Genomic DNA, 11,571 nt, shown 5'->3' with positions numbered 1-11,571 from the left:
CGATGCGATGTCGAGAAAGGTTCGGATCGGCCGGGCTTCCCTGCGGCGCCTCCTGGTCCGCGGGGCGACCTCCGGGATCGCCGCGCATGTCGTGAGGGCCGTCACGACCCATCACGACCGGACTTCGGGCCGCTTCGGCGCCCCTGCGGACTGGCGGCGGCTCTGTGCCCTCGGGGCGATGCTCTCGGGTCTCGCCGGGCTCCCGGTCGCCTCTTTCCTGGTTGGCGGCCTGACCGGCGACTACCTGACCGACGACTACCTGACGGGGTTGGCCTCCATCGTCGGCGGGCTCCTCCAGGTCCTGCTCATCCTGCGGATCGGAAGCCCGGACGTTTACGGTGACTGGGTCTCGCTGGGCATGCTGGATGCCTGCCTCGGCATGTTGCTCACGTTCGATCCCGGCCTGGCACTCTGGACTTCGCCGGCCCTGTTCGCGCTGCTGCTTGCCGCGTCGTCGCTTGTCCGGATCTGGATCGGCCTCACCCTTGCCACAGGCAGCGCCTTCACGTGGCTCGGAACCAGCGGCCTGATGGGTTTCTTCCTGCTGCTGTGGCTGGTGGGAGCGACCCATGCGCTCAGCGGGTTCGATCGCCTGATAGCGTTGGACCTTGTGCTTCGCGTGGACCTCTTTCTACGCGGGGCGGCCATCGTCGGTTTCGGGCTGTCGCTGTCGCGCGGCTGATCGACGCCAGCCGTTTCGAGGGACCGGTACGTCCTGCAAACGGAACGACGGGCGAAGCCTGGAGCCCCGCCCGTCGTGTCGATCACACCCTGAGGCCTTGCCGTTATATGCGTTCCGCTTGATCCGGACTCATCCGGCCCAAGCGGGTTTCGGCCTGACCGGCCGACGCCCGGTCGGGCGCTTCCGCTTCCGTCAGGTTCCGCCCGAAAGGTCTAAACCCGTCGGAAACGGTATTACTTCTTCGGAGGCACGTAGTCGGCCGGGGTCGCGTCGGTGATGCGACCGTCGGTGTAGGGCTTGTAGGGGTTGTGGGTGGTCAGGTACTCGGCCACCGCGTCCTCGAGGTTCGGACCGTAGTCGTAGGCGTTGACCGCTTTGGTGGCGAAGGTCTTGAAGCCGTCGCCGCCGCCGCGCACGTAGTTGTTGGTGACGACGCCATAGGTCTTGGCCGGGTCGAGCGGCACGAAGGCGTCGCCCTCCTTCACCTCGACGGAGGTGATCCGGCTGCCGACCGGCTTGGAACGGTCGAAGGTGTATTTCAGGCCCGACACCTGCGGGAAGCGGCCGGCGCCTTCATCCACCTGGCTGACGCCATTCTCCAGCGCTTCCTTGATGCCGGCGCCGTCGATCTGGAAGGTGGCGATGGTGTTCTGGAACGGCAGCACCGTCAGCACCTCGCCCATGGTGACGTCGCCGGCATCGATCGACGCCCGGAGACCACCGCCGTTGGCGATGGAGATGGTGATGCCCTGGCTGGCAACGCGGTCGAGCGCGGCGTCGGCGACGAGATTGCCCATGGAGCACTCAACGGCGCGGCAGGACTTGCGATCGCCGTCGATGGTTTCGGCGGCCGAACCCACCACCTTGGCCTTCAGCTCCTCCAGCGGCTTGCCCAGTTCCTTGACGCGTGCGGCATATCCCTCGTCCGGCGTCACCGAAGCGTCGAGCAGGACCGGCGCGCCCTTGGTGGCGGTGACGACGCCCTGGTCGTTGAAGTTGACGGTGAAGTCGCCGAGATACTTGGAATAGGCATAGGCGGTGACGATGGGTACCGCGACGCCCGACGGGTTCTTGACCAGCGTCGGATAGGGGCCGGACGCCTTCTCGTCGGTGGACGACAGATAGGTGTGGCTGTGGCCGCCGACGATGACGTCGATGCCGTCGACCTTCGACGCGATTTCCTGGTCCTTGACGTAGCCGACGTGGGTGAGGGCGACGATCTTGTTGACGCCCTCGGCCTCGATCTCCTTCACCGCCTTCCGGAGGTAGGCGATCTCGTCCTCGAAGGTGATGTCCTTGCCGGGCGAGGAGGTCTCGGCGGTGTCGGTCGCCAGCACCGAGACGACGGCCACCTTCTCGCCGCCGAACTCCTTGATGACGTAACCCTTGTACTTGCCGTCGAGCAGCGAGCCCTTGGCGGCGATGGTGTTGCCGGAGATGATCGGGAACTTCACCGCGCCGATCAGCTTGTCGAGCTCCTCCGGGCCGTCGTCGAACTCGTGGTTGCCGATGGCCATGGCGTCGAAGCCGATGCCGTTCATGAACTCGGCGACCGGGGCGCTCTTGAACTTGCTGTAGTAGAGCGAGCCCTGGAACTGGTCGCCGGCATCGAGCACCAGGAGATTGGCGTCCGCCAGCTCCTGGCGCTTGGCGTCGATGGCGCTCTTCACGCGGGCGATGCCGCCGAAGCACTCGCCGGCGTCGCTCTCCTTGGCCGAGCAGGTGGAATCGTACTTGTTGATCGGCTCGATGCGGGAGTGAAGGTCGTTGATGTGCAGGATGGTGAGCTGGAAGTCGGCCAGCGCCGTACCGGCCGACAGCGCCAGTGCGCCAGCCGAAAGAATGCCGATGGCCAGTCTTTTCGTCATGCTCCTGTCTCCCCGTTCATGCGGCGCCGGCCGTGTGGCGCGGTCGCTCAGGCAATCTTGGCGTGTTCCGTCTGTCGGCTTCAAGCCATGACGGGTAGTTTTGCACGGCGAGGATCGGTTTTTATGACAGGGAGGCCGCCCATGATCACCGCCGACGCATGCCCGAAGGCCGGGCCGGCGATTGCGAGTGGGGCAGGGTCACCTGCCGGTTTCCGTCCGCTCCGGCTCCTGTCCCGCCAGAAGCTCTGATGCGTCGAGTACCGCCGCGACGCCCGGCTCGTGATTGCCGAGCATGGCCGCGACGCGTTCCAGGGAGGCGATCAGCATGGCCTGTTCCCAGTCCTCAAGATCCATGAACTGCTTGTTGAACTGGGCGTGCGCCCCGTTTGGCGCGATTGCGAGGGCCTTTCTTCCAGCCTCCGTCAGTGACAGCCAGACCTGACGCCGGTCATGTTCGCCCCGGCGGCGCTGGATCATGCCCATGGCTTCCAGCTTCTGAAGCAGCACGGTGGTCGTCGCCTGTGTGATGCCCATGCGGGAGGCGACATGCCCGGCAGTCTGCTCGCGCTCTTCGTCGAGGATTTGCAGGAAAATGAGCTGCGAGGGCGTCAGGCCGGTCTCTCTCATGACTTGTTTGCTGTTGAGTTCCGTCGTTCGCAGGATTCTGCGCATCGCGGTCAACGCACGCTTGGTCCGATCTTCCAACATGGCACCCTATCGATCATCGGTGCGATCATACCCTGCATGCTCGCCGAACCCAAGCCGGCCTCGCACCGTTGACAATCGCAAAATAGTTAGTTCGTACTAATTATATTGTTGGTTCGTCGAATTTTCGACGCTTTGTTGAAAATGAACATTTTGTGTGGGCCTAAACGCCGGATTCTCAGGAATTTTCCAGACATTCGGGCGTCGTTCAACCCCTGCTCGGTCCTATGGGTGGTTGACACTTAGTTTTTTGTAGCTAAGTTGTAGCCATGATTTACGGCGAATCCATTTTGACAGCTACAGACACGTGGCGCAAAAAGGCGCCCGTGGTCAGGGTGCCCCGAGCGAGCGACGGTCCGGGCGTCTGGAGCCTGATCGACTCGACCCCGTCGCTCGACAAGAACTCGCTCTACTGCAACTTGTTGCAGTGCAGCCATTTCGCTTCGACCTGCGCCATTGCCGAGCTGGATGGTTCGGTCGTGGGGTGGTTGTCCGGTTACGTGCCTCCACAACGTGGGGACACGTTGTTCGTCTGGCAGATTTGCGTCGGCCAGCGTGCTCGCGGGCAGGGTTTGGGCAGGCGCCTCATCGCGGACGTACTGGCTCGACGTACCTCAAGCCATGTCCGCTACCTCGAGTGCACCATCACCGAGGCTAACGCCGCATCCTGGGCCCTGTTCGATTCCGTGGCCCGGGCGATGGACGCCGAGACGCGGCGATCCGAACTCTTCTCGCGGGATATCCACTTCGGCGGCGCCCACGACAGCGAGATCGCCCTGACGATCGGGCCGTTCAGACAGGACCGGGTCGCGTCCCTGAGGGGCTGATCCACGTTTCGCACGCCACTCTTGTCCACAAAAAACAGAGGAGACGCGCCAATGACAAAATCATCAAACGTAACGACCCTTGCCACGTTCGATCGTGTCGAGAGCCGGGTTCGATCCTATTCGCGAAGCTTCCCCAAAATGTTCGACAGGGCATTGGGCGCCAGGATCTACGACAGCGAGGGACAGTCCTACATCGACTTCCTGGCCGGCTGTTCGAGCCTGAACTACGGGCACAACGACCCCGACCTCAAGGCGGCGTTGATCGATTACGTCACGCATGACGGGATCGCGCACGGCCTGGACATGTTCACCCAGGCCAAGGAGCTGTTCCTTTCGAGTTTCGAACGCCTGATCCTCAAGCCGCGCGGGCTGGACCATCGGGTCCAGTTCACGGGGCCGACCGGCGCCAACGCGGTGGAGGCCTCGTTGAAGCTGGCGCGCAAGGTCACGGGCCGCGACAACGTCATCTCCTTCACCAACGGCTTTCACGGCGTGACGCTGGGGGCGCTGGCGGCGACGGGCAACGGCAAGCACCGGGGCGGGGCGGCGACGCCGCTGTCCGGCGTCACCCGGGCGGCCTTCGACGGCTACTACGGCCCCGACATCAACACCGCTGATCTCCTGGACAGCCAGTTGTCCGATCCCTCCAGCGGCATCGACGCGCCGGCGGCCATCATCGTGGAAACGGTGCAGGGCGAAGGCGGGCTCAACGCGGCATCGCCGGAGTGGCTGCGCCAGATTCAGGACATCGCCCATCGCCATGGGGCGCTGTTCATCATCGACGACATCCAGGCCGGCTGCGGCCGCACCGGCGGCTTCTTCTCGTTCGACGGCATGGGGTTGAAGCCCGACATCGTCACCATGGCCAAGTCTCTGTCCGGCATGGGATTGCCGTTGGCGGTGACGCTGATCAAGCCGCAGTACGACGTCTGGAAGCCGGCCGAGCACAACGGGACCTTCCGAGGCAACAACCATGCCTTCATCACGGCGGCGGCGGCACTGGAGAAGTTCTGGGCCGACGGCGGCTTTGCCGACGAGGTGGCCGAGAAGGCGGGGTATCTCGCCCGTCGCCTCGAAGCCATCGCCGACGAGTACGGCCTGCGCGTCAAGGGGCGCGGCATGATGCTGGGCATCGAAACCGGCAGCGGCGAGCAGGCCTCCGCCATCTGCAGGCGTTGCTTCGACAACGGTCTGATCATCGAGACCTCCGGCAGCTTCGACGAGGTCGTCAAGGTGCTTGCCCCGCTCACCATTGCCAAGGCGGACCTCGCCGCCGGTCTCGACATCATGGAAGCGGCCTTCGGCTCGGTCTTGGGGGCACGCCGGGCAGCGGCCGAATAAGGAGAAACGAAACAATGATCGTCAGAGAGCTCACCCAAACCCGCGGCACCGATCGTCTGGTCAAGGCCGACGGCTGGGACAGTACGCGCCTGCTGCTGGCGGGCGACGCCATGGGCTTCAGCTTTCACATCACCCGTATCTACGCCGGTACCAGCCACGTGTTCCACTACAAGCACCACTTCGAGAGCGTCTACTGCATCTCGGGGGAGGGCACCATCGAGGAGCTCGACACCGGGGTGGTTCATCAGATCCGGCCGGGCGTCATGTATGCGCTCGATCTCAACGACCGGCATCAACTGTCGGCCCATAGCGAGATGGTCATGGCCTGCTGCTTCAACCCGCCGGTGAGCGGCCAGGAGGTCCATCGCGCCGATGGCTCCTACGCTCCCCTCGAAGACGCGTGAGCCCGTCCCGCTTTCCAACCGAACAATGAAAGGCGTCGACATGACACTCGCAGCCATCAACAACGCCAATCAAGACGACTATCCGACCCGCCTGCCGCAGGAGCGCTGGCTTGAACGCAAGGACCCCACCGTCTGGCGGCAGTGGAGCCCGGAAGCGCCGCTCACTCGCGCCGAAATGCAGGCGTTCGACAAGAACGGCTTCCTTATCCTCGAGAACGTGTTCTCCGAAGCGGAGATCGCCGCGCTTCAGGGAGAGTCGGCCGGACTCCGCTCGGGCGGCGCCGATCTGGCGCCCGAGGACGTCATCACCGAACCGGATTCGGACGAGGTCCGCACCGTGTTCCGCCTCGACGAGCAGAGCGCCCTGTTCGCTCGCCTCGCGCGCGATCGGCGCGTTGCCGGCCGTGTCAGCTTCCTGCTCGACGACGACGTCTACCTTCATCAGTCGCGCCTCAACTACAAGCCGGGCTTCACCGGCAAGGAGTTCTACTGGCACTCCGATTTCGAGACCTGGCACGCCGAGGACGGCATGCCGCGCATGCGGGCGATTTCAGCCTCGATCCTGCTGACCGACAACGGCCCGCTGAACGGTCCGCTGATGCTCATCCCCGGCTCGCACCGGACCTTCGTGGCCTGCGCCGGCGAGACGCCGGAGGACAACCACAAGACCTCGCTGAAGCGCCAGGAAATCGGCGTGCCGTCCCACGAGAGCCTGACCCGGATGGCCGAGAAGTTCGGCATCGACTACGCCGCCGGGCGTGCCGGCACGGTGATCCTGTTCGACTGCAACACCCTGCACGGGTCGAACGGCAACATTACGCCGTTCCCGCGTTCGAACGCCTTCTTCGTCTACAACGCCTGGTCCAACCGTCTCGGCGCTCCCTTTGCCGCCAAGGCGCCGCGACCGGCGTTCCTGAGTTCGCGTGATCCGCAGGCGCCGCTCGCCATCGAGAGCGGCGAGCTGGGCTGATCGAACCGAGTGACGACCAACACAGGCAGCGCTTCCCTTTCCGGGGAAGCGACTGGGAACCCATGACCGAGACGAACATGAGCCATACCGTTGAGAAGATCGGCGGCACCTCGATGTCCCGAACCGGCGAACTGCTGGATACCGTGTTGATCGGGGACCGGAAGGGAGCTGCACTCTACAACAGGATTTTCGTGGTGTCGGCCTATTCCGGCATCACCAACGCGCTGCTGGAACACAAGAAGACCGGCAAGCCCGGGGTCTACGCCCTTTTTGCCGACGCGGGGACAGGCGCGGCGTGGACCGATGCCCTGACCGCCGTCGCCGACCAGATGCGGTCGCACAACGAGCGCATCTTCACCGACGCCAATGACCGCCGGATCGCCGACGGCTTCGTTCACGAGCGGGTCGAAGGCGTTCGCTCGTGCCTGACCGACCTGCGGCGCCTGTGCTCGTCGGGCCATTTCCGGCTCGACCAGCACCTGCTGACGGTTCGGGAGATGCTGGCCTCGCTGGGCGAGGCGCATTCGGCCTTCAACACCACGCTGCTGCTCGACCGGCGCGGGGTTCGTTCGCGTCTCGTCGACCTCACGGGCTGGCGCGACGACCGCGAATTGCCGCTCGACGAGGTGATCGAGCACGGCTTTGCCGATGTCGACGTCGCGTCCGAGCTCCCCATCGTCACCGGCTATGCGCAGTGCCGCGAGGTGCTGATGGGCACCTATGACCGGGGCTACAGCGAGGTCACCCTGTCGCGGGTGGCCGTGGTCACGGGCGCGCGCGAGGCGATCATTCACAAGGAGTTCCATCTCTCCTCGGCCGACCCTTGCGTGGTTGGGCTGGAGAACGTGCGGGTGATCGGCGAAACCAACTACGATGTCGCCGACCAGCTCTCCAACCTGGGCATGGAAGCGATCCATCCGCGCGCGGCCAAGGGGTTGCGGCAGGCCGGGATTCCTCTCCGCGTCAAGAACGCCTTCGAGCCGGAACACGAGGGAACGGTGTTTCGCGCCGACCTCGGGGCCGGCGCGCCGGAGGTGGAGATCGTGACCGGCATCCGGAACGTCTTCGCCTTCGAGTTCCACGACCAGGACATGGTGGGGGTGAAGGGCTACGATTCCGCGATCCTCGACGCGCTGAAGCGCCACAGGGTCGGCATTCTCTCCAAGACGTCGAATGCCAACACCATCACCCACTTCCTCAAGGGCAAGGCGAAGGCGATCGAGGCAGTCCAGGCCGACCTCGCCAAGGCTTTCCCAACCGCTCAGATGACCCTGCGCAAGGTGTCGCTCGTCTCGGCGATCGGTCGCAACATCGGCGACAACTCGATCCTGACGAGCGCCATCGGCGTCCTGGCGGCGGCCGGCATTCACCCGCTCGGCGTGCACGACCTCATCCGCAAGGTCGACCTGCAGATCGTCGTCGAACCAACCGATTTCGAGGCCGCGATCTCGGCGCTGCACAAGGGGCTGGTCGAGGACTGGGCGCAGGCGGAACCGGCACGACTTTCCGCGGTCGCCTGACCGTAACCGGTCGTCATCAACGGGGTGAGACCGGACATTTCCTATCCAATTAAAGGAGGACGACATGACCATTTTGAACAAGACGACCATGCTGGCGGTTTCCACGCTGGCCCTCATGGCGGTGGCCGGCGCGGCCAGCGCCGCGTCGCTTGAGAAGATCCGCGAAGACGGGACGATCCGCATCGCCGTCGCCAACGAGATTCCCTACGGCTATGTCGACCCGCAGGGCGAGGCGAAGGGGGCCGGTCCGGACGTCGCCAAGGCGCTGATGAAGGAACTCGGCATCGAGAAGATCGAGTGGGTCACCACCAACTTCTCCTCGCTCATTCCGGGCCTGAAGGCCGACCGCTTCGACATGGTCGCCGCCGAGATGGCGATCCTTCCCGATCGCTGCGGTCAGGTGTTGTTCTCCGAGCCCAATACGTCCTACGGCGAAGGGCTGCTGGTGGCCGAGGGCAACCCCAAGGGCATTCACGCCTATGCCGACTTCGCCGAAAAGCAGGACCTGAAGGTGGCCATCATGGCCGGCGCCGATCAGTTGGAGATGATGCAGAAGCTGGGCGTGTCGGAAGGCAGCCTGGTGACCATCGCTTCCAATGCCGACGCCATCTCGACGGTGTCGACTGGCCGCGCCGACGCTTACGCCGCCACCGGCCTGACCGTGAGCGGCCTTGCCGAGCAGGGCAAGGGAGTCGAGGTTGCCGGCGAGTTCACCGATCCGGTGATCGATGGCGAGGAAGTGCGCAGCTGGGGCGGCTTCACCTTCGCCATGGGCAACGAGGAATTGCGCGACGCCGTCAATGACGCCCTCGCCAAGTACAAGCAGACGCCCGAGTGGTCCAAGGTCCTGACCGGCTACGGCTTCACCCAGGCCGATGTCGACGGTTCGGGCAAGCACACGACGGCCGAGCTCTGCGCCGCCGAGTAGCCGATCTCTCCCGAAAGCTGCTTTGGGCGGGTGCTTCGGCGCCCGCCCTTGGCGCGTTACACCTCCAGAGCGCGTCCGGCTCGTTGCATCGGATCGACGCTCCAAGATTTGTTTTGGAAGCATCATCTTATCGATCCTCGCGACACTCCGGTCGGATGATGCCCAAGTAGGCTGGATCAATTCATGCAATTGACAGACTATATTGCGCCGCTGATGCAGGGCGCCTGGGTCACCGTCCAGCTGACGCTGTACTCGACGGTCCTGGGCGCCATGCTTGCCTTTGCCTCCGGCATCGGCAAGCTATCCCGCAACCGGGCGATCAACGCCATTTGCGTGGCATATATTGAACTTTTCCGCGGAACCTCGCTGCTGGTTCAGCTTTTCTGGCTGTACTTTGCCTTGCCGCTCGCCGGCAGTGCGATGGGCCTCGACCTGCGGCTTCCCCCGGTTCTTGCCGGCGTGCTGGCGCTCAGCCTCAACATCGGAGCCTATGGCGCCGAGGTGGTTCGGGGCGCCATCACGGCCGTCCATCAGGACCAGCGCGAAGCGGCGCGGGCGCTGAACTTCAGCGAACGGCAGACGCTGTGGGACATCGTGATCCCGCAGGCCATTCCGGAGATGATGCCGCCCTTCGGCAATCTTGCCGTTCAGAACCTCAAGGATACCGCGCTGGTTTCGCTCATCAGCCTCGGCGACCTGACGTTCAGGGCCGAGCAGATCCGCAACTACACCCAGGACAGCACCACGATCTACTCGATGCTGCTGGTGATGTACTTCGGCATGGCGCTGGTTCTCACGGTCATGATGCGCGGCCTGGAGCGCTACGTCACCCGTTGGCGCAGGGCGAGGAGCTAGGCCATGCTGTTCGGTTTCGAATGGGACCTTTCGAGTCCCGCGGCCTATGCCGCCTCCATCCTTCCGATCCTTCTGATCGGCATGTGGGTGACGATCCAGGCGACGGTGATCGGCTTCATCGTGGCGCTGGTGCTGGGACTGGTGTGGGCCGTGCTGAAGGCCGCCCCGTTCCGGATCATCGCCTGGCCGGCGACGGTCATGACCGAGTTCATCCGAGACACGCCGCTGCTGGTGCAGCTGTTCTTCCTCTACTACGTGCTGCCCGAATACGGCATCGTGCTGCCGGCCTTCATGACCGGGACGCTGGCGCTCGGCATCCAGTACAGCGCCTATACCTCGGAGGTGTACCGCGCCGGCATCGAGGCGGTGGCCAAGTACCAGCACGAGGCGGCGCGCGCGCTGAACCTCACGCCTGCCCGCACCTTCACCCATATCGTCGTGCCGCAGGCGGTGCCGCGCATCGTGCCGGCCATGGGCAACTATCTCGTCTCGATCATGAAGGACGTGCCGGTGCTGTCGGTGGTGACGGTGCTGGAGATGCTCAACGTCGCCAAGATCGTCGGCGACAGGACGTTCAACTATCTCGTGCCGCTCTCCATGGTCGGCGGCCTTTATCTGGTCATGACGCTGGTCGCGTCGGCGGGCGTGCGCCTGCTCGACGGCTGGCTGCCCAAGCAGGGGGTACCCTTGAAATGAACGACCCCATCATCAAGTTCGACAAGGTCATCAAGCGCTTCGGCGACCTGACCGTGCTCGACGAGCTCGACTTCGAGGTCGGGCGCGGCGAGAAGGTGTCGATCATCGGCCCGTCGGGGTCCGGCAAGTCGACCGTGCTGCGCATCCTGATGACCCTCGAGGGGATCGACGGCGGCGTGGTGACGGTGAACGGCGAACCTCTCTGGCACGAGGAGGGGCCGGACGGTCTCAGGCCGGCCAGCGAGGCGCATCTGCACAAGATGCGCACCCAGCTCGGCATGGTGTTTCAGCAGTTCAACCTGTTCCCCCACATGACGGTGCTCCGCAACATCACCGAAGCACCGGTCAAGGTGCTCGGCCTCAGCAAGGCCGAAGCCAAGGGGCGGGCCGAGGAGTTGCTGGAGCTGGTCGGCCTCGCCGATCAGGCGCAGAAGTATCCGCACCAGCTGTCCGGCGGCCAGCAGCAGCGGGTGGGCATCGCCCGGGCGCTCGCCATGCGGCCGAACGTACTGCTCTTCGACGAGCCGACGTCGGCGCTCGATCCGGAACTGGTCGGCGAGGTGCTCAACGTCATCGGCCGGCTGGCCGAGGAGCACGATCTGACCATGCTGCTGGTCACGCACGAGATGCGCTTCGCCCGCGAAATCTCGGACCGCGTCTGCTTCTTCGATCAGGGGCGCATTCGCGAGGAGGGCACGCCCGAAGAGCTGTTCACCGACCCCAAGGAAGATCGCACCCGCGAGTTCCTGAAGGCGGTTCTGGATTAGCCTCGTCC

General features: G+C 64.5%; 12 protein-coding genes. 10 read left to right on the top strand and 2 right to left on the bottom strand.

The features are described from left to right. Positions 1-7: 7 nt before the first annotated feature. Complete coding sequence (locus M4J39_RS21525; protein ID WP_251730551.1) at positions 8-682, top strand: hypothetical protein; 675 nt, start codon at positions 8-10, stop codon at positions 680-682. Positions 683-915: 233 nt separating this feature from the next. Here the strand turns inward: M4J39_RS21525 and M4J39_RS21520 are convergent, their stop codons facing one another. Together M4J39_RS21520 and M4J39_RS21515 are read right to left on the bottom strand one after the other, a co-directional pair. Further along, positions 916-2,550: a bifunctional UDP-sugar hydrolase/5'-nucleotidase gene (locus tag M4J39_RS21520; RefSeq protein ID WP_251730550.1), complete on the bottom strand. Its 1,635-nt coding sequence runs from the start codon at positions 2,548-2,550 to the stop codon at positions 916-918. Positions 2,551-2,748: 198 nt separating this feature from the next. Further along, entirely contained in the window at positions 2,749-3,177 is a 429-nt protein-coding gene (locus M4J39_RS21515; RefSeq protein WP_251730549.1) for a MarR family winged helix-turn-helix transcriptional regulator, read from the bottom strand. Between the two features lie 404 nt (positions 3,178-3,581). On the opposite strand from M4J39_RS21515, the gene ectA reads away from it, so the two are divergent. The 9 genes from ectA (at position 3,582) to ehuA (ending at position 11,563) form a co-directional block, all read left to right on the top strand. After that, entirely contained in the window at positions 3,582-4,082 is a 501-nt protein-coding gene (gene ectA, locus M4J39_RS21510; protein ID WP_251730548.1) for a diaminobutyrate acetyltransferase, read from the top strand. Between the two features lie 51 nt (positions 4,083-4,133). Continuing rightward, positions 4,134-5,423 (top strand): diaminobutyrate--2-oxoglutarate transaminase, encoded by a 1,290-nt coding sequence (gene ectB / locus M4J39_RS21505; RefSeq protein WP_251730547.1) that lies wholly within the window; start codon positions 4,134-4,136, stop codon positions 5,421-5,423. A 14-nt stretch (positions 5,424-5,437) separates the two neighbouring features. Then, positions 5,438-5,827 (top strand): ectoine synthase, encoded by a 390-nt coding sequence (locus M4J39_RS21500; RefSeq protein ID WP_251730546.1) that lies wholly within the window; start codon positions 5,438-5,440, stop codon positions 5,825-5,827. Between the two features lie 40 nt (positions 5,828-5,867). Further along, positions 5,868-6,797 carry an ectoine hydroxylase gene (thpD, locus tag M4J39_RS21495; RefSeq protein ID WP_251730545.1) on the top strand — a complete coding sequence of 310 codons (930 nt, stop codon included), beginning with the start codon at positions 5,868-5,870 and terminating at the stop codon, positions 6,795-6,797. A gap of 77 nt (positions 6,798-6,874) precedes the next feature. After that, positions 6,875-8,317: an aspartate kinase gene (locus M4J39_RS21490; protein ID WP_251730544.1), complete on the top strand. Its 1,443-nt coding sequence runs from the start codon at positions 6,875-6,877 to the stop codon at positions 8,315-8,317. 64 nt (positions 8,318-8,381) lie between these two features. After that, positions 8,382-9,245: an ectoine/hydroxyectoine ABC transporter substrate-binding protein EhuB gene (gene ehuB / locus M4J39_RS21485; RefSeq protein ID WP_251730543.1), complete on the top strand. Its 864-nt coding sequence runs from the start codon at positions 8,382-8,384 to the stop codon at positions 9,243-9,245. A gap of 183 nt (positions 9,246-9,428) precedes the next feature. Further along, complete coding sequence (gene ehuC / locus M4J39_RS21480) at positions 9,429-10,100, top strand: ectoine/hydroxyectoine ABC transporter permease subunit EhuC (protein WP_251730542.1); 672 nt, start codon at positions 9,429-9,431, stop codon at positions 10,098-10,100. 3 nt (positions 10,101-10,103) lie between these two features. Continuing rightward, on the top strand, positions 10,104-10,796 hold the full coding sequence (gene ehuD / locus M4J39_RS21475) for an ectoine/hydroxyectoine ABC transporter permease subunit EhuD (RefSeq protein ID WP_251730541.1): 693 nt from the start codon (positions 10,104-10,106) through the stop codon (positions 10,794-10,796). After that, complete coding sequence (gene ehuA / locus M4J39_RS21470; protein ID WP_251730540.1) at positions 10,793-11,563, top strand: ectoine/hydroxyectoine ABC transporter ATP-binding protein EhuA; 771 nt, start codon at positions 10,793-10,795, stop codon at positions 11,561-11,563. Before ehuD ends, ehuA begins: the two co-directional genes overlap by 4 nt. The last annotated feature ends 8 nt before the right edge of the window (positions 11,564-11,571 follow it).

The organism is Pleomorphomonas sp. NRK KF1, from assembly GCF_023721755.1.
In the GTDB taxonomy this organism is placed as follows: domain Bacteria; phylum Pseudomonadota; class Alphaproteobacteria; order Rhizobiales; family Pleomorphomonadaceae; genus Pleomorphomonas.
The sequence above is the reverse complement of the archived record's forward strand: the minus strand, read 5'-3'. Positions and strand labels throughout refer to the sequence as shown.